The 17,966-nt window shown below is 67.0% G+C and carries 17 protein-coding genes and 1 tRNA gene; 10 read left to right on the plus strand and 8 right to left on the minus strand.

The features are described from left to right. Positions 1-73: 73 nt before the first annotated feature. Complete coding sequence (locus tag V6U71_RS18230; RefSeq protein WP_411339762.1) at positions 74-418, plus strand: hypothetical protein; 345 nt, start codon at positions 74-76, stop codon at positions 416-418. 43 nt (positions 419-461) lie between these two features. Further along, a complete protein-coding gene (locus tag V6U71_RS18235) occupies positions 462-620 on the plus strand; it encodes a hypothetical protein (RefSeq protein ID WP_411339763.1) in 159 nt (52 codons plus the stop codon). A 74-nt stretch (positions 621-694) separates the two neighbouring features. Here V6U71_RS18235 and V6U71_RS18240 read toward each other — a convergent pair. After that, positions 695-768, minus strand: a tRNA-Cys gene (locus V6U71_RS18240). Positions 769-1,033: 265 nt separating this feature from the next. Between V6U71_RS18240 and V6U71_RS18245 the strand changes: the two genes are divergently transcribed. The 3 genes from V6U71_RS18245 to V6U71_RS18255 all read left to right on the plus strand — a co-directional run bounded on the left by V6U71_RS18245 (position 1,034) and on the right by V6U71_RS18255 (position 3,725). Continuing rightward, positions 1,034-1,696 carry a protein-L-isoaspartate O-methyltransferase family protein gene (locus V6U71_RS18245; RefSeq protein WP_411339764.1) on the plus strand — a complete coding sequence of 221 codons (663 nt, stop codon included), beginning with the start codon at positions 1,034-1,036 and terminating at the stop codon, positions 1,694-1,696. A 34-nt stretch (positions 1,697-1,730) separates the two neighbouring features. Beyond that, entirely contained in the window at positions 1,731-3,224 is a 1,494-nt protein-coding gene (locus V6U71_RS18250; RefSeq protein WP_411339765.1) for a TolC family outer membrane protein, read from the plus strand. Between the two features lie 102 nt (positions 3,225-3,326). Continuing rightward, positions 3,327-3,725 carry a DUF2497 domain-containing protein gene (locus V6U71_RS18255; RefSeq protein ID WP_411339766.1) on the plus strand — a complete coding sequence of 133 codons (399 nt, stop codon included), beginning with the start codon at positions 3,327-3,329 and terminating at the stop codon, positions 3,723-3,725. On the opposite strand, the gene nudC is transcribed toward V6U71_RS18255, so the two are convergent. From nudC to V6U71_RS18270, 3 genes are read right to left on the minus strand one after another with little or no spacing between them, the layout of a single operon-like run. Continuing rightward, the gene (nudC, locus tag V6U71_RS18260) at positions 3,726-4,595 is read right to left on the minus strand and encodes an NAD(+) diphosphatase (RefSeq protein WP_411339767.1); all 870 of its coding nucleotides are present in this window, start codon (positions 4,593-4,595) and stop codon (positions 3,726-3,728) included. Then, positions 4,595-5,881, minus strand: a complete 1,287-nt coding sequence (locus tag V6U71_RS18265; protein WP_411339768.1) for a serine hydrolase domain-containing protein — start codon at positions 5,879-5,881, stop codon at positions 4,595-4,597. The genes nudC and V6U71_RS18265 overlap by 1 nt, the downstream gene beginning before the upstream one ends. Beyond that, positions 5,878-6,873, minus strand: a complete 996-nt coding sequence (locus tag V6U71_RS18270; RefSeq protein WP_411342373.1) for an A/G-specific adenine glycosylase — start codon at positions 6,871-6,873, stop codon at positions 5,878-5,880. Before V6U71_RS18270 ends, V6U71_RS18265 begins: the two co-directional genes overlap by 4 nt. Before the next feature lie 95 nt (positions 6,874-6,968). On the opposite strand from V6U71_RS18270, the gene V6U71_RS18275 reads away from it, so the two are divergent. The 4 genes from V6U71_RS18275 (at position 6,969) to smc (ending at position 12,710) form a co-directional block, all read left to right on the plus strand. Next, the gene (locus tag V6U71_RS18275) at positions 6,969-7,541 is read left to right on the plus strand and encodes a DUF721 domain-containing protein (RefSeq protein WP_411339769.1); all 573 of its coding nucleotides are present in this window, start codon (positions 6,969-6,971) and stop codon (positions 7,539-7,541) included. Positions 7,542-7,555: 14 nt separating this feature from the next. Beyond that, positions 7,556-8,281, plus strand: a complete 726-nt coding sequence (locus tag V6U71_RS18280) for a thioredoxin domain-containing protein (RefSeq protein WP_411339770.1) — start codon at positions 7,556-7,558, stop codon at positions 8,279-8,281. 37 nt (positions 8,282-8,318) lie between these two features. Further along, complete coding sequence (locus V6U71_RS18285; protein ID WP_411339771.1) at positions 8,319-9,062, plus strand: thioredoxin domain-containing protein; 744 nt, start codon at positions 8,319-8,321, stop codon at positions 9,060-9,062. A gap of 204 nt (positions 9,063-9,266) precedes the next feature. Beyond that, positions 9,267-12,710, plus strand: a complete 3,444-nt coding sequence (gene smc, locus V6U71_RS18290) for a chromosome segregation protein SMC (RefSeq protein ID WP_411339772.1) — start codon at positions 9,267-9,269, stop codon at positions 12,708-12,710. 14 nt (positions 12,711-12,724) lie between these two features. Here smc and ubiA read toward each other — a convergent pair whose 3' ends face one another. The 4 genes from ubiA to V6U71_RS18310 all read right to left on the minus strand — a co-directional run bounded on the left by ubiA (position 12,725) and on the right by V6U71_RS18310 (position 16,875). Continuing rightward, on the minus strand, positions 12,725-13,633 hold the full coding sequence (gene ubiA / locus V6U71_RS18295) for a 4-hydroxybenzoate octaprenyltransferase (protein WP_411339773.1): 909 nt from the start codon (positions 13,631-13,633) through the stop codon (positions 12,725-12,727). A gap of 70 nt (positions 13,634-13,703) precedes the next feature. Further along, entirely contained in the window at positions 13,704-14,360 is a 657-nt protein-coding gene (locus tag V6U71_RS18300; protein ID WP_411339774.1) for a TadE/TadG family type IV pilus assembly protein, read from the minus strand. Then, positions 14,357-14,956, minus strand: a complete 600-nt coding sequence (locus tag V6U71_RS18305; RefSeq protein ID WP_411339775.1) for a TadE/TadG family type IV pilus assembly protein — start codon at positions 14,954-14,956, stop codon at positions 14,357-14,359. Before V6U71_RS18305 ends, V6U71_RS18300 begins: the two co-directional genes overlap by 4 nt. After that, complete coding sequence (locus V6U71_RS18310; protein ID WP_411339776.1) at positions 14,953-16,875, minus strand: TadE/TadG family type IV pilus assembly protein; 1,923 nt, start codon at positions 16,873-16,875, stop codon at positions 14,953-14,955. Before V6U71_RS18310 ends, V6U71_RS18305 begins: the two co-directional genes overlap by 4 nt. 204 nt (positions 16,876-17,079) lie before the next feature. Between V6U71_RS18310 and V6U71_RS18315 the strand changes: the two genes are divergently transcribed. Further along, positions 17,080-17,826, plus strand: coding sequence for a 16S rRNA (uracil(1498)-N(3))-methyltransferase (locus V6U71_RS18315; protein WP_411339777.1), 747 nt, complete (start codon positions 17,080-17,082; stop codon positions 17,824-17,826). Positions 17,827-17,966: the final 140 nt, after the last annotated feature.

Consider the following 17,966-nt stretch of genomic DNA (forward strand, 5'->3'; position numbering starts at 1 on the left):
ACATGAACAAAATATGGAACAATCCTGCATGCCAAGCGCTATAGGGCGGGGACCGTAGCGAAGGGGGTGACCAATGGGTCATCAGGCGCAGGACGGTGCCCGCAGCGAATCCGAAGAATCGCGTCTCGACCGGCTGGAAAGCCGGCTCGACAAGCTTGTCGCGTTGCTGGAAACCATGGTCGCGGGCGCTCCGGAAACGGGACCGCCATCTGCCGCAGCCGCGCTCACTCCCGATAGTCTTTTGTCTGCCTCCGAGCGCAAGGCGGACATCATTCGCCCGACCAGCTTTCCGAAGGCGCGCGCGCTTTGCCCGCGAAACGATTCGCCGCAGGCGCAAACGCGAGGAATATTTCCCGGCCGAACTATTTTCGGACGCCTGCTGGGACATTCTGCTCGACCTCTATGCCGCGCATTATGAGGGCGAGGCAGTATCGATTTCCAGCCTTTGCATCGCGGCATCGGTGCCGCAAACCACCGCGTTGCGTTGGATCGCCTTGCTGACCAACGAGGAATGGCTGGTCCGCTGGGCCGATCCGACCGACCGCCGGCGCTCGTACATCAAATTGAGCGATAGGGCGCGCGGCCGGCTGGATGCCTATTTCGACGACCTGCCCTATTAACGGCAGTCGCAGAAGCAGGCGATTGCGCTATTTCGCTGACGACACCGTCTATCGTTCGCTTCGACGGATATGGTTGGAGGCCCGAGCCGGAATCGAACCGGCGTATACGGATTTGCAGTCCGCTGCGTCACCACTCCGCCATCGGGCCTCAAGCGCAGAAATGCGTGGAGACAGCGCCCCTAGCCGTTTCACTTCGCGACTGCAATCCGATTGTTCGGCAAATCGGCGGCAGTTCCGCGCCCGCTATCGAACCGACGCATTCGCGGAAGGGCGATGCGGGCTTGGCGGCACCCCCATTGCCAGCTATGCGGCGTCAGCATGGGGACGCACCTGTATTACTATTGCAATACAGCACTGCTTCGGTTAGAGCTTCCCCGTAAGGATAGGACCCTTAGGAATCGGAAAACAGGCTGATGGCGACCCAATATAGCGAGATAAGCGCGGCCGACATGCGCGCGGCGATGATCGACAGCCAGCTGCGTCCCAGCGACGTCATCGATCCTGCCGTCATCGGGGCGATGGCCGAGGCGCCGCGCGAGGCCTATGTGCCGGCGGCGCTCGCGGGCGTTGCCTATATGGACCGGGCGATAGCGCTGGGTCAGGGCCGGGTGATCAATCCGCCGCTCGTCACCGGCCGCCTGCTCGCCGCTGCGGCGATCCGGCCGGGATCGCGCGTGCTGCTGGTCGGCAGCGCCACCGGCTATACCGCCGCGCTGCTCGCGTTGATGGATGCCGAGGTCCATGCCGTCGAGGAAGCGGCCGAGTTGATGGCGGCCGCTCAGGCCACCGCCACCGACGACAATATCCGCTGGACCCAAGGCCCGCTGAATGCCGGTGCGCCCGACGCCGCGCCGTTCGACCGCATCATCGTCGAAGGCGCGATCGAGACGCTGCCCGAAGCCCTCGCCGCGCAGCTCGCCGAAGGCGGGCGACTGGTCGCGGCGCGCCGCGAGGGGGCGGTGACCCGGCTCGTTCAGGGCGTCAAGACCGGCGGGACGATCGCGCTGCGCAGCTTCGCCGATATGGATGTCGCGCCGCTGCCCGGCTTTGCCGCCCCGGCGGGATTTCGCTTCTAAACGCCCTTCCCTCTTGCTTCAGGCGACAACCATAATGCACGATATCCAGATCAGACCGCCAATCCGCCGCGCGCGGCTGTTCGGCGGGCTGGCGTTCGGCGCGCTGATGCTGGCATCGCAGGCGCAGGCCGAAACGCTGCAGGGGGCGCTCGCCAAAGCCTATGAGAACAACCCGACGCTGACCGCAGCGCGCGCCGGACAGCGCGCGAACGACGAAAATGTCCCGATCCAGAAAAGCTATGGCCTGCCGAATCTCGGCGGGCAGGTCGATTATCAGGAAAATATCGTCGTCCCGGGCAACAGCTTCACCTCGCCCGGCCGGGTGCTGAGCGCGACGGGGCAGTTTTCGGTCCCGATCTATCAGGGCGGCGCGGTGCGTAACGCCGTGAAGGCAGCAAAATTCCGCGTCGAAGCGGGCCAGGCCGACCTCCGCGCCACCGAGGCGAGCATCTTCTCGCAGGTTGTCGGCGCCTATATGGACGTCATCCGCGATCAGGCGATCGTCCAGCTCAACCAGAAGAATGTCTCGGTCCTGCGGACCAATTTGCAGGCGACGAGCGACCGTTTCGAGATCGGCGACCTCACCCGCACCGACGTTGCCCAGTCGGAAGCGCGGCTCGCACTCGCCGAAGGCGATTTGCGCACCGCCGAGGCGAACCTGATCGCCAGCCGCGAATCCTACATCCGGCTCGTCGGCGACGCGCCGGTCGACCTTGAAAGCCCGCCGACGCTGCCGAACCTGCCGGCGAGCGCCGAGGATGCGGTGGCGATCGCGCTCACCAGCAATCCCGACATCGAAGCGGCCAACCAGATCGTCAGTGCGAATCGCGCCGACATCGGCGTTGCTCGTGCTTCACGGATGCCCAAGCTGTCGGGGACTGTCGGCGGCGGCTATAGCGACTATCTCGGTTCGCTGCGCGGCACCGACCAGACCGGCGCGCGTTTCGCCCAGACGACGACGAGCGCACAGGCCGGCCTGTCGCTGACCGTACCGCTCTTCCAGGGCGGCCGCCCCGCGGCGCAGGTTCGGCAGGCGCAGTCGCGCACCAGCCAGGCGATCGAAAATTATGTCGAGACCGAACGCGGCGTGATCGCGCAGACGCGCGGCGCCTATGCGGCGTGGCAGGCGAACGAGCGAATCATCGCGGCGACGCAGCAGGCGGTCGGCGCCAATGCGCTGTCGCTCGAAGGCGTACGCGCCGAAAACAGCGTCGGCACCCGCTCGATTCTCGATATATTGAACGCCGAACAGGAATATCTGAACACCCAGGTCCAACTCGTGTCGGCGCGGCGCAACAGCTACGTCGCCGCCTTCTCGGTGCTCGCGGCGATGGGCAAGGCCGAGGCCCGCGACCTCGGCATCGAAGGCGGCGCGCTTTACGATCCGGCGGCCAATTATGAGCGCGTGCGCGGCAAGATCTTCGACTGGGACGACGATCCGAAGCCGCAGCAGCAATCGACCGACACGCGCAACATCCCCGCCGCCAACGCCAATGTCCCTGCCGGCGAGCCGCTCCCCGGACAATAGGGCTTGGCAAGCGCCGCCCCTCACCGGTATGATCATGGTTAATCGCCCTTGCCGGGCGCGCCGAAGGGGGATTTGATGGGCGACATGTCGCGAGAGCCATCGATGGAAGATATCTTGTCGTCGATCCGGCGCGTTATCGCGCGCGACGAGGCGCCGGGCGCCGCGCGCGATGCGCAGGCGGTCCGCGTCGAGGATATCCTCGACCTTCAGGACGAAGACGTTGGCGGCGGCGATCCCGCGCCGTCCACCGAGGAGCTGGTATCCGCGGCGAGTGCCGATGCTGCGCGCCAGTCGCTCGAGGCACTGAGCGCTGCCGTGACGCCCGATACCGGCGCGGCGCATGCTACCGCAGCCCCCGTATCGGCCGCCCGCACGATGGAAGACGTCGTGCTCGATGCGCTGCGCCCGATGCTCAAAGACTGGCTCGACGCCAACCTGCCGCCGCTGGTCGAAGCTATGGTAGCCAAGGAAATTAGCCGGATTACCGGCAAGCGGCTCTAGCTAGCCCACCCAATCTTCCAGCAGGTGCCGGGCGATCGCCAGCGACGGCGGCGCCATGAACGGTGCCCCCATGTCGCCCGCCAGCGCGGCGCGGACTTCGGCGCGATCGACCCACATCGCCGCTTCGATCTCCGTCGTGTCCAGCGTCAGCGCCGGGTCACGGGCGACCGCGCGGCAGCCGATCATCAGCGACGACGGGAAGGGCCACGGCTGACTCGCGACATAGGTCACGTCGGAAACGCGAATCCCGGCTTCCTCGAACAATTCGCGCGCCACCGCTTCCTCGAGCGATTCGCCGGGCTCGACAAAACCCGCGAGCGCCGAGAAGAAGCCCGGCGGAAAGCCGCCCTGCCGCCCGACGAGCACGCGCCCGTCGCATTCGGCGAGCATGATCACCACCGGATCGACGCGCGGGAAATGCTCGGCATTGCAGGCCCCGCACTTGCGCCCCCAGCCGCCGCGAAACAACTCGGTCGGGACGCCGCACACCGCGCAGAAGCGATGCCGCGCGTGCCAGTCGACAAGACTGCGCGCGCCGCCATAAAGCGCCGCCTCCTCACCCGACAGCAAAGGCAGCAGACGCATGACGGTGCGCGAGCGCGCGTCGATTCGCTGGCCCGCGGCGGGCTCACGCACGAAATGCGGCACCCGGTCATCGTCGAGACCGAGCAGCAACAGCGCGCGGTCGTCTGTGCGGTCGAGCGGCTCCCAACGGAGCCCGCCGCCATCGCCGGGCACGAAATCGATCCCGTCGAGCGCGAGGCAGCGCGCCCGCGGATCGGACGTCGCCGCCGCAAAGGCATCGGCGTCGGTGCGCAACTGGTCGGCGCGGTCGAGCCGCGCGCCGGTGAAACCCAGCGGCAAGGCCATCAGCCTGCGACGTCCTTGAAGAAGGTCTCGCCGAACTTGCCCTGGAAGGAAACGGCATCGGGCGGCATGATTTGCGTATAACCGGCCGCCCGATAACCGAGCCCGCGGTGAACGAAGCCGATCGTCCCCGCCGCGCCGGCCCAGCCGAAAATCCCTTCGCCGCCCGGCGAGGTCGGCAGCGACACCCGGCCGCCCGCGCCGAAGCCTTCGCCGTCGATGAAGCTGCCCTTGCGGTCGACGCTGTCGGAGAGAAGGTTCGACATCGCGAGCCGCGCGGTTTCGGGCTGCATCACCCGCACCCCGCCCGTCTCGCCTTCGCCGAGCAGCATCGCGAGGAACCGGTCATAATCGCGCGCGCTCGACACCAGTCCGCCGCCGCCGAACGGATAGGGCGGCGGATCGAGATAGATCGAATTCGCCGCCGGATCGAACGGGATCAGCGCGCCGCCGAAGGGGGCGTAATTGCTCGAGAAACGCGAGACGTCCCGCGCGCCGACCATGAAGCCCGTGCTGGCCATGCCGAGCGGATCGAACAGTCGCGCCTTCAGGAAGGCGTCGAACGCTTGCCCCGACACGACCTCGATGACGCGGCCCATCAGGTCGAGACCGATCGAATAGCTCCATTTGGTGCCGGGCTCATAGACCAGCGGCAGCGCCGCGAGCCGGTCGGCCATCGCAGCAAGGCTCGGCGCGGGCTTCACGTCGGCGAAGCCCGGAATCGGCAGGCGGCTGGCCTGTCCGCCGACGATGCCGGCATCGTCATAAGCCTTTTTGATCGGGCCCTTCTGGATGATGTTATAGCCGAGCCCCGCGGTGTGGGTGAGCAACTGGCGCACCGTGATCGGGCCTTTCGCCGGGCGCACATCGGTGATCGAGCCATCGGGCGTGTTCTGCACATTCATCTTTGCGAACAACGGCAGGAAATCGGCAATGGGCTGGTCGAGCGTCATCTTGCCGTCCTCGATCAGCAGCATCGCGGCGATGCCGGTGACCGGCTTGGTCATCGAATAGAGCCGCCAGAGCGTGTCGGGGCCGACCGGGGTCGGCGCATCGTTCGATTGCACCCCGGCGCCAAAAAACACCGGTGCCTCCTGCCCCTTGCCGATCGCGGCGAGGGTGCCGACGAGTTCGCGGCGGTCGACGAAGCCTTTGATGAAGCTGTAGGTTCCGGGGTAAAGCTGCTCGCCGCCCGCCTTCCATGCAAAGGCATTGCGCGGCAGCAGCGCCGTCGCCCCGGCGGCGGCAAATCCGCCGAGCAACGCGCGCCGCGAAACCATCATGTTCATGCATCTCTCTCCCGCATCTTGTCGACCAGCTTGCGATAGAGCGTCGGCAACCCCGCCGCGTCAAGGTCCGAGATCGGCCACCATTCGCCTTCCGCTGCGGCATCCCGGGCTTCCGGAGATCCTTCACGGCGTATGAGGGTCAGCGTCAGGTCGAAATGGGTGAAACCATGATCGACGCTGGCGATTCCCGACTCGTCCGCCGGAGTATCGGCCCATTCGCCGCCGGGGAGCGCGCGCATCCCGCCGAGCATGCCCTTGCCCGGCCGGCGGACCAGCCAGAGCCGGCCGTCCTGTTCGATCCACCACGCGACCCCATGCCGGTGCGGCTTGGCCTTTTTGGGCGGCTTGACCGGTATCCGCTCGATATCGGCGCGCCCGGGCGCACGGCAATCGGCCATCACCGGACAGATCGCACAAGCGGGCGAGCGCGGCGTGCAGATGGTCGCGCCAAGATCCATCAGCGCCTGCGCGAAATCGCCCGGCCGATCTTCGGGCACCCGCGGCGCCAGCGCGGCGCGAATCTCGCGCTTCGCCAGCGGCAGCGGGGTGGTAATCAGCCGGTGGCGTGCGAGCACGCGTTCGATATTGGCGTCGATCACGACCGCCGGACGGCCGAAAGCGATCGCCGCGACCGACGCCGCGGTATAATCGCCGATCCCGGGAAGGGTGCGCAGGCCCGCCTCGCTGTCGGGGAAGCGCCCGCCATGCGCTGCGACCACCGTCCGCGCGCAGGCGAGCAAGTTTCGCGCGCGGGCGTAATAGCCGAGCCCGGCCCACGCCGCCATGACGTCGGCGTCATCGGCCGCGGCAAGATCGGCAACCGTCGGCCAGCGCGCGGTGAATTTCAGGAAATAGCCCGTAACCGCTGCAACGGTCGTCTGCTGGAGCATGATTTCGGCAAGCCAGACGCGGTATGGATCGGGGACGGTGCGGTCGCCGGGGCCGATCCGCCAAGGAAGGTCGCGCGCCGCGCGATCATACCAGCTCAGCATGCGTCCCGCGAAATCGCCGGCCGTCTCGTCAATCGGATCGTCGATATGGTCGGATGTCTGGACGCTCACCCCCCGCCTATGGCATGGCACATGCGATGACGAAAGACACGGGAGACGGGCCGCCCGCCAAAAAGGCGAAGGCGAAAGAGGGCGGCAAAAAGCCCAAGGCAAGCGCACGCCCCTATGAACGCCCGCGTGGCGGCGAAGCGCGGTCGATCGCCGACCTCGTTCCCGAAATCGGCCGCACCGCCTTTCGCAAGTTCGGGTTCATCCAGTCGTCGGTGGTCAGCCGCTGGCGCGAGATCGTCGGCGACCGGCTCGCCGACGTCACTCAGCCCGCGATGATCCGCTTTCCGGCCGGCCAGAAGGCGGGCGGCACGCTGCACCTCACGATCAGCGGCGCGCACGCGCCGATGCTCCAGCATGTCGCGCCCGACATCATCGGCGCGGTCAATCGCTTCTTCGGCTATGCCGCGATTGCCACCGTCCGTATGACGCACGGGCAGGTCACCCCGGCGGCGCCCGTTCAGCCTCCGGCAATGCTGAAGCCCGTACCCGCCGAACTGGGGGACAGTCTTCGCGACATCGGTGACCCGGAGCTCAGGACCGTGCTCGAACGCATGGCGGCCGGGCTGGCGACCGCACCGAAGCTTCCCCGCATCAGTTAGAAAGACCCGCGACGATGTCCGCTTACCGCTCCATCCTTTTCGGACGCCGCGCCGCGATCGGCGCCCTCGCCGCAGGCGCGCTGACGCTGATCGGCGCCGCCGCACCGGCCAAGCCCGCTGCGCCGCGCTGGTCGGCCAGTGTCGCGACGACCGACATCGGCTCGTTCAGCATCGGCAACCCCAAGGCGAAAGTCCGGCTGATCGAATATTTCAGCTATACGTGCAGCCATTGTGCCGACTTCGCGCGCCTCGGCTCGGTGCCGCTGAAGACGCTGTATGTCGACAAGGGGCTGGTGGTCTTCGAATATCGCAACCTCGTCCGCGACCCGGTCGACATGACCGCCGCGCTGCTCGCGCGGTGCGGCGGCGGCAAGGCATTTGTGGGCAACCATCAGGCGATTTTCGCGGCGCAAAAAGTCTGGCTCGCCAAGGTGCAGAAGGCCAGCGAGGCCGAAATGAAGAGCTGGTATCAGGGCGATCTCGGCGAGCGGGCGAGAAAGATCGCCGCCTTTACCGGGCTCGACGCGCTGATGCGCGCGCGCGGTTATACGGCGGCGCAGCTCGATCGCTGCATGAACGACGGCGTCGCGCAGGCCGAACTCGAGGGCATGACCAATATCGCCTTCAACGCCGACCGGGTGAAGGCCACCCCGACCTTTTTCATCAACGGCCGCGAGGCCGGCGCAAGCCAGTGGCCAGCGCTGAAAACGCCGCTCGACGCCGCGCTCAAGGGCTCCTAAAAGCCCGCCAAACCCTTTTCGTCCGGAGAGAAAACCCATGACCCGCACGCTGCGTATCGCCATCCTGTCCTCGCTCGGCGCACTCGCGCTTGCCGGCTGCGGCGACAGCAAGACCGACCCCGCCAAGGAACAGGATGTCATCGCCAAGGTCGCGGCGCCCGCGAACAAGAGCTGGTCGCAGACGGTCGCCGTCTCGCCCGACGGCGGCTATGTGATGGGCAACCCCGACGCGCCGATCAAAATCGTCGAATTCGCGTCGATCACCTGTTCGCACTGCGCCGAATTCTCGAAGGAAAGCCATGAGGAGATCAAGCGCGACTTCATCGATACCGGCCGCGTCAGCCTCGAACTTCGCAACTTCATCCGCGATCCGCTCGACGCGTCGGCCGCCGCGATCATCCGCTGCGCGCCCGTCGACCGCTTTTACCCGCTGATCGAGAATACTTTCGCCTCGCAGGCCGAACTTTTCGCGGCGGCGCAGGCAAACCCGAAAGGCGGCGAGGAAGCGATGGCGCTGGCACCCGCACAGCGTTTCCCCGCGCTCGCCAAGGCGTGGAAACTCGACACCTTCTTCCAGTCGCGCGGCGTAACCGCAGAACAGGTGAACGCCTGCCTCGGCAAGATCGAGAATATCTCCAAGCTTGAAGAAGGCACCAACGCGGCGATCGAGAAATATCAGGTGCAGGGCACCCCGACCTTCCTGATCAACGGGCAGGTCGCCGAGGGCGTCGCAACCTGGCCGCTGCTCCGCGACCGGCTGCGCACGATGGGCGCGCGGTAAAAATTATCCTGTTTCATTCGTCATCCCGGCGCAGGCCGGGATCTCATCGTCGCGTAATAGCGATAGGGCGAGATCCCGGCTTTCGCCGGGATGACGAGGATGCCCTTGCGACTCCCCCGGCCACACGGCATGACGGGTCGCAGGGGGAAATGTGACATCAAGGTTGCAACAGCTCCGATTCGATAGCCTGCGCGGGAGCCCTCCGTGCAGATAAAGCGCTTGCGCCTGACCGGTTTCAAAAGCTTCGTCGAACCCACCGAGCTGCGCATCGAACCCGGGCTGACCGGCGTCGTCGGTCCCAACGGCTGCGGCAAGTCGAACCTGCTCGAAGCGATTCGCTGGGTAATGGGCGAATCCTCGCCGAAATCGATGCGCGGCGGCGGGATGGAGGATGTCATCTTCGCCGGCACCTCGACCCGTCCGGCGCGCGACTTTGCCGAGGTCGCCATCCATTGCGACACCGAGGGGGCGCTGGTCGCCGGATTATCCGACGCGAGCGAAGGCCACGAACTCGAAATCATCCGCCGCATCGAACGCGGCGCCGGTTCCGCCTATCGCGCCAACAGCCGCGACGTGCGCGCCAAGGATGTCGCGCTGATCTTCGCCGACGCGGCAACCGGCGCGCACAGCCCGGCGCTCGTCAGCCAGGGCAAGATCGCCAATGTCATCGCCGCCAAGCCCACCGACCGCCGCGCGATGCTCGAGGAAGCGGCAGGCATCGCCGGGCTGCACGTCCGCCGCAAGGATGCCGAGCAAAAGCTGCGCGCGACCGAAACCAACCTCACCCGCCTGTCCGAAATCGTCGCCGACATGGAGGTGCGCGCCAACGCGCTGCGCCGGCAGGCGCGCGCGGCGGAGAAGTACAAGAAACTGAGCGACGAAATCCGCGTCGCCGAAGCGCGGCTCATCTATGCACGCTGGCGCGATGCCGCCGCCGCCGCCGACCAGGCACGGCGCGACGCCGACGCGGCCGAAGCCGCGGTAAAGACCACGCAGGACGAGCTCGAAACCGTCTCGAAGGCGCAGACCGAGGTTGCGACGCGCGTCGCCGCCGCGCGCAGCGATGCCCAGACGCAGCGCGACGCGCTGGCCGAGGCGACCGCGACGCAGGTGCGGCTGCAAGGCGAGGAACGCGCCGCGCTTCAGCGCCTCGAAGATCTGGCGGCGCAGCAGCGGCGCATCGCCGACGACCGCGCGCACGAAGGCGAACTGGCGCGCGAAGCCCATACCGCGCTCACCGCACTCGATACCGAGACGAAATCGCTCGCACAGGATATCGCGGGGCACGACGCCGGCAAGGCGGCCCTCGCCGAAGCCAGCCTCGCCGCGCAGGCGCGCCTCCGCGACGCCGAGGTTGCGCTGGCGCAGGCGCGCGCCAGGGCGGCGAGCGAAGCCGCCGACCGGCGCATCGCCGCCTCGGCACGCGACAGCGCCGAAAGCGCGGTGCGCCGCGTCGCCGGCGACAAGGCACGGGTCGACGCCGAAGTTGCCGCGCTTGGCGACAGCGACGCGCTCGCCGCGCGGCAGGTCGAAAGCACGGAGGCGGCTGTCGAGGCCGAAGCCGCGATCGCGGCGGCCGAAACCGCGCTGCAGGACGCCGAGGCCGACCGCGAAGCCACCGCCGCCGACCTCGCGGGCGTCGAAGCCGGGCTGGCCGAGGCCCGCGCCGCGCTCGCCGCGCTCGACGGCGAGGCCGCGACGCTCGAACGTGCGCTGGCGGCAGCGCGTAGCGGCGACGACCGCGTTCTCGACCAGTTGCGCGTTGCCGCCGGCTATGAAGCCGCGCTCGCCGCTGCGCTCGGTGACGACCTCGACGCCGGAACCGACAGGCAGGCGGCGCGCAGTTGGGGCGGTGCGGACGCGGCCAAGGGCGATCCGGCCCTCCCGGCCGGGACCCGCTCGCTCGCGGATTTCGTGACAGCACCGGCGGCGCTTGCGCGGCGCCTCGCACAGGTTGCGGTCACCGAAACCGACGACGGGCAACCGCTCGCGGTGGGCCAACGGCTCGTGACCACCGAAGGCGTGATGCGCCGCTGGGACGGCTTCGTCACCCGCGGCGACGGCGCGACCGCGACCGAGCGTCTGCAACGCCAGAACCGGCTCGACGCGCTCGCAGCGCAGCGGCCGCAGGTCGAACTCGGTGTGCAGGAATTGCGCGACCGGCGCGATGCGGCCGCGACGAAAAGTAGCCAGATCGTCGAAGCCGCCGCCGCTGCGCGCAAGGCGCTGGCGCAGGCCGACGAGGCGCGGCGCACCGCCCTGCGCGCTGCCGATCAGGCGCAGGCCGCGCTCGACCGCCACCGCGACGCCGCCGCGCTCTTCGACCGCCGGCTCGGCGAAATCGCCGAAGCCGCGAAAGAGGCTGCCGAGGCGCTCGCGGTGACCGAAGCTGCGCTCGCGGCGCTGCCCGACGACAGCATCGCGCGCGCGGCGCTCGAAGCCGAAGAGGCGGCGGCCGAGCGCGCGCGTACCGACGCCGGGACCGCCCGCGATGCGCTCGCCGCACACGAACGCGCGCTCGCGGCGCTGAACGAACGCCAGGCGGTGGTCAGCGCCGAGATCAAGAGCTGGAAAGCCCGCGCCGGCGAGGCCGCACGCCGCGTGACCGAAATGGACAAGCGCGCCGACGCGCTTGCCGCCGAGGCCGCGAAGCTTGCCGACCTGCCGGAGCGGCTCGCGGCGCAACGCGTCGCGGCCGAGCAGCAGCAGACCGCGCTGCGCGAAAAGGTAGCCGCCGCCGAAGCACAGGAACGCGAAGCCGAAGCCGCGCTACGCGAAGCGGAAACCGCGCTCTCGGCGATCCGCGAACGCGTCGCGGCCGCGCGCGAAACGCGCGCCGGCGCGATTGCGCGCTCCGAAAATGCCGAACTCCGCCGCATCGAAATGGGCCGCCTGTCGGGCGAGCGCTTTGAATGCCCGCCGCCGCTGCTACCCCAGAAGGCCGGTTTCGATAGCGCCGAGGTCGGCGATGCCGCGCACGAATCGACGCAGCACGACCGGCTGATCGCCGACCGCGAACGGCTGGGCCCGGTGAACCTCGTCGCTGCCGACGAGCTCGCCGAACTCGACGCCGAACGCGAGAAAAATGCCGCCGAGATCGAGGAGCTGACGCAAGCGGTGAATCGCCTGCGCGGCTCGATCGGCAATCTCAACCGCGAGGGCCGGGTTCGCCTGCTGGCGGCGTTCGAGACGGTGAACGAGCATTTCCAGCGTCTTTTCACCACGCTGTTCAACGGCGGGCAGGCGCATCTCGAACTCGTCGATTCGGACGATCCGCTCGAGGCCGGGCTCGAAATCATGGCGCAGCCGCCGGGCAAGCGGCTCGGCACCCTGACATTGCTGTCGGGCGGCGAACAGGCGCTGACCGCCGTCGCGCTGATCTTCGGCCTCTTCCTCACCAACCCGGCGCCGATCTGCGTCCTCGACGAGGTCGACGCACCGCTCGACGATGCGAACATCGAACGTTTCTGCGACCTGCTCGACCGCATGACGCGCGAGACCAGCACCCGCTATCTGATCGTCACCCACAATGCGGTGACGATGGCGCGCATGCACCGCCTGTTCGGGGTGACGATGATCGAAAAGGGTGTCAGCCGCCTCGTCTCGGTCGATCTGGGCGGCGCCGAGGAACTGCTCGCCGCCGAATAGCTAGGGTCCTGACCCTAGGGCGCGCTGCCGACCACCAGCATCGCGGCGAAGATCAGCAAACCGGCGAAACGATTGCTGCGGAACTTGGCGAGCGCATCGGCCTCGTTCGCCGGGTCGAGCGTGACGACCTGTCCGGTGAAATGCACCGCCGCCGGAAGCAGTGCGACGAGCACCAGCGGATCGGGACGCACCGCCCATAATGCCCCGCCCCACGCCGCCAGCGCCGTGCCATAGCAAAGCGCGACGCCGCCGCGGACATGACGCCCCATCGCGCGTGCGCTCGACTTCACGCCGACCAGCATATCGTCCTCGATATCCTGCAGCGCATAAATGGTGTCATAGCCGATCACCCAGGCGATACAGCCGGCGTAGAGCAGGGGCAGCGCCAGGCCGTCCTGCCCGCCGACGGCGGCCCATGCGACGAGCGCGCCCCAGCTGAACACAAGGCCGAGCCACGCCTGCGGCCACCAGGTGATGCGCTTCATGAACGGATAGCCGGCAACCAGCAGCAGGCTGCCCAACGCGACGATCTGCGCGCCGCGAGGCAATTGGAGCAATACCGCCAGCCCTACCAGCGACAGGAGCAGCGTCCACAGCAGCGCGCCCCGCACAGAGACCGCTCCGCTCGCGACGGGACGCGATGCGGTGCGCGCAACCTTCGCATCGAGGTCGCGATCGACGATGTCGTTATAGACGCAGCCCGCCCCCCTCATGGCAATCGCGCCAAGCAGCAGCCACAGGAACAACGGCCAGTGGCTGACCGCCCCGCCGCCGAGCGCGAGGGCAAAGGCGCAGGGCCAGTAGAGCAGCCACCAGCCGATCGGCCGGTCGAAGCGCGCGAGCAGCGCATAGGGCCGCGCACGGGCGGGCAGCAGGGCGACGAAACCCCGGTGCTGGCTGTCGGGAGGATGGATTGCAGTCATCGGCCCCGGCGCGATAGCAGGCTGCGGCGCGCCGATAAATGCCGATTATCTCCGCGCGCCGCGCGGCGCGTCAGCAGCTCGATTTGGTACCGGGGCTGTAGACCTGGGTCAGGTCGCGCGTCTCGCGGATATTGAAGGCTGCGGTCGATTTGATCGTCTTCGGTCCCAGCCATTTGCCGTAGACGAGCGGCTGATATTTATAGCTGATCTCGACGAACATCACCGCCGTGCCGCCTGCCGCGGTCACTTCCTTGCCCTTGTCCCCCATGCCGGCGAAGCTCTTGCCCGTCGCCCCCGTTCCTTCCGTACCGTAGGCCGAAGCAACGGCAAGCTTGCCATAGCAGCGCTGCCACTTGATCGTCTGGCCGCCGTCGTTGTTGCGCTGGAGACTCGACAGGATGATGCGGCCGTTTTTCTGGAAATCCAGCCCGACGCCCTGTTTCTCGATGCCGGCGAACACCTCGTTGATGTCGGCCTCGCGCACCTGCGGCAGCGCGAGGTTGCTCCCCGCCGCGATGCGCGACGCGTTGTCGGCAACGCTGAGGCCGATCTGGCTGATCTGCGTGTTGACGAGCGTCAGGTTGGCGACCTCGAGCCCGCCGAAGCCGATGAGGACGAGGATCGGGATGGCAAAGGCCATTTCGATCATGATCGCGCCGCGCACATTGCGCGCGAGGCGCCGGGTTGCGACCCGCGCACGGCGGAGAAGGTCGGGACGGGCGATCATTTGCATTCGTCCGGCGGCGCATCGGTGCCGTTAGCGAACGGCTGGTTGCGCAGCACCGTCGACGACGACAATGTCGTCTCCTGCGGCTGGCCCAGCATGTACCACACCGGCAGGACGCGTTTGAACTTCATCGACGCGGTGTAAAGGACGACGTCGCCCGCGGTGCCGTTGCTGTCGCGGCCGCGGTCGCGATCCCACCGGCCGTTCTTGTTGAAGTCGTCGAAACATTCGCCAGCGTCGTACCGGCCGTTTTTCGGCTTGTCGTCGGTATAGCGTTCCTCGGTGCCGACCTGATCGAAGGTGTCATAGGCCTTGCGGGTGAAGGTCACATCGGCGTGGTTGAACACGTTCAGCACCTGCGCCTTGACCCGGTCGTCGAGCGCTTTCTGGTTGATCGCAAATTGCTCGAGCGTCGAATCGCGGCCCGCCTTGCTGACGGCGCCCTGCAGCACCTGCTGTGCATACATTTGCCAGCAATAGTCGAAGATGCCCATCAGCAGGAGCAGGAAGACCGGCGCGGTGAGCGCGAATTCGACCATCGCCACGCCGCGCTTATTGCGGCGCAGGCGGCGGATCAGGGCGTGCCGGCGCGTCATTGCGACAGCCTCAGCTTCGAAATCTGCCGTGCGATCGACTGGAAATTCGCATTGAGCTGGGCCGAATCGTCGGCCTCATAGGCCTTGCCCGAGGTCGAGCAGCTATCGAGCTGGGTATTGGTCCCGACCCCGAACGACACGACCCAGATGGTGACGCCGAGTTCGCGCGTCCGCCGGCAGAGCTGGACGAAGCGGTTGTTGTGCCGGGCGACGGCGTTGTCGTCGCTCGTCGCACCGATGCGCTGCATCGTGATCTCATTGCCCTGGTGCGACAGATTGTCGCGCGGCGCGGTCATGTCACCGTCGGTCATGAAGACGATGTGCCGGCTGATCGGCCGGTTGTTCGACGCCGTCGCATTTTCGCTGGCGAACAAGCCGACCGGCGAAATCAGCCGCGCGCCCCACGCCATGCCGGCGTCGTGGTAGGTATAGCCCTTGGGCTGCAAGGCGTTGATATAGGCTTCGAAGGTCGACTTGTCCGCCTTCGTCATCTTGGTCAGCTTCATCGCCGCAACCGGACAGGCGCCATAATCGCTGGTCAGCGACCGCGTCGCAAAGCTCGAACTGTTGGTCGTGCTCGTTGTGTTGCTGCTCGACGACCGGCCATAGGCGACTTCGGACAGGAACATCTGCCACTGGGTGTCGGCATCGCTCGGGTCGGGGACCAGTGTGATGTTCATGTCGAGCGCGTCGTCGGGCGCGGTCGCGGTCGGACCGAACGGGTCGGTGGCGCGTTCGATGATGCAGCCGTTCCAGGCAACGGTAACGTCCGCGCCGTTCGTGCCGGTGTTGGTGACCAGCGAATTGCCCTGTTTCACCGCGGTGACGTCGAACGAGCGGTTCTGGTAGGTATAGTTCTGGAACGTCTTGATCGGCTCTTCGGTCACGGTTTCCTTGAAGGTCCGCGTGAAGGTCATCGTCCGTTCCTGCAACTTGCACTTGTTGCTCGAGGTCGTGTAGCGATAGCTGTAATAGACGTATTTCTGGTTGCGATCGTACGTCGTGATGCGGTCGCCCTCACCATCGATGAACTGTGCGGTCTGGTTGCGCGTCGGCGTCCCGCTGGCCGTCGGCGTCGTGTCGGGCGGCGGATTCGCGTTGTTGTTGCAGAAGCTCTTGTCGACGTTCGATCCGCTCGACCAACTGCCCGCGGTGGTGGTGCCGTCGTTATAGGTGTTGCTGATCTCGGTCGACGCGTTGCCGTAGGTGATCTTGAAATTGGGCGTTCGCGACGGCAGCGTCGTTTCGTTCGCCAGCCAGTCGGGATTCTTGGCGCGCAGGATCTGCCCGACATTGACCGTCGAGCTATAGGGAACGACGCCGAAGCGTAGCTGGCCGTCGCCGATATCGGCCTTGGTCAGCGTGTCGAAAAAGTCGATCGCCGCAGTGCGCAGGCCCTGGATCTTCGTCACCGTATCCGACCCGTTGGCGCGCGCCATCGAACCCGTGACGTCGAGAACGAGCATCACGTCGACGTTCGAGATTTCGAGCTTCGCGGTGCAATTGACCGACAGGTCGAACTTGTCGGTCCCGAAAATATACATGATCGCGGTCGGCAGCTTCGCGGTGGCGGTGCCGGTGACGTCGGCCGTGCTCGGCGCGCTCGAGGTGAAGGTGACGGTATTGCTGCCATAGATGCCGGACGGCATGTTGAAGTTGAACATCTTGTTCGCTTCGGCCTTCGCCGTATCCGAATAGGTCCCCGCCGCCATCGCGCGGCGCCCCGCGAGCACGCCGGCGTCGCACGCCTGCTGCAGGCGGAGCTGCGTCATATAGGCCCGGCCGATATCGACACCCGATCCGACGATGCCGATGACCGGCACGATCGCCGCGGCAGTCAGAATCAGGGCATTGCCGCGCTGGTCGCGCGCAAGTGCTTTTCCTGTTCGCCGCAAGCGGCTGAAAATGGTCCCACCCATGGTCAAAACCCCTCTTGGACCAGGCTCGCGGCCCACCCGGATGCGCGACTGGTATCCTCGCACTAGAGGGAAACTGCTTACCAAATGGCTAATCGACCCCGCGGCGTTTGGCGGCCGAACGGCCGATTTGCCCCGTTTCAGGACAGATTCGCCGTCCTGTCGCAAAAGATGCACAAGGAATCGCCTTCTGCTATTGCGTGCGCCATGCCCGCGACACCCGCCTGGCCGCCCGCCAGCACCCCCCGCCTGTTCATCGACACCCCGCTCGGACCCGATGCCGCGCCGGTGATCGACGGCAGTTCGGCGCATTATCTGCTGGGTGTCATGCGGCTGAAGGCAGGCGATCCGGTCTTGCTGTTCGACAACCGCAGCGGCGAATGGCTGGCGGTCGTCGCCGACGCCGGCAAGCGGTCGCTGACCGTGCGGATCGAGCGCCAGACCCGTCCGCTCGAACGCGTGCCCGACCTCTGGCTCTGCTTTGCGCCGGTCAAGAAGGCGCGGCTCGACTGGATTATCGAAAAGGCGACCGAACTCGGCGTCGCGCGCCTGCAGCCGGTGATCACCGAGCGGACGATCGTCGAGCGGGTGAAGGCCGAACGGATCGCAGCGCAGATCGTCGAGGCATGCGAGCAATGCGGCCGCACCGCCCTTCCCGCACTCGCCGACCCCGTAAAGCTGCCGCAGCTTTTGCAGGACTGGCCGGCCGAACGTGCGCTCCTGTTCGCCGACGAAGCGGGCGGCGCAGCTTTTAATAGCGTCGATGCCCCGGCCCCGGCGGCAATTCTGACCGGGCCCGAAGGCGGCTTTACGACCCGCGAACGCGACCTGCTTCTGGACTGTTCCGCGGTCCGCCGCGTCGCGCTGGGCCCGCGCATCCTGCGCGCCGAAACCGCCGCGATCGCGGCCACCGGCCTGTGGATGGCCAAGCACGGCGACTGGGCCGGCACCTAGCCATAGGTGTGCCCATCCGACACAATAACGGCCCCAACTTCACAATCTTAACCCGCTGTTAGCCACGACTGCCCCATAGCGCCGCCATGCAGCGGCGGGACCAGAGCCGAAACTGCTGGTGTGGGGACCAGTATGTGCAG

Source organism: Sphingopyxis sp. J-6, assembly GCF_046603995.1.
Lineage (GTDB): Bacteria > Pseudomonadota > Alphaproteobacteria > Sphingomonadales > Sphingomonadaceae > Sphingopyxis.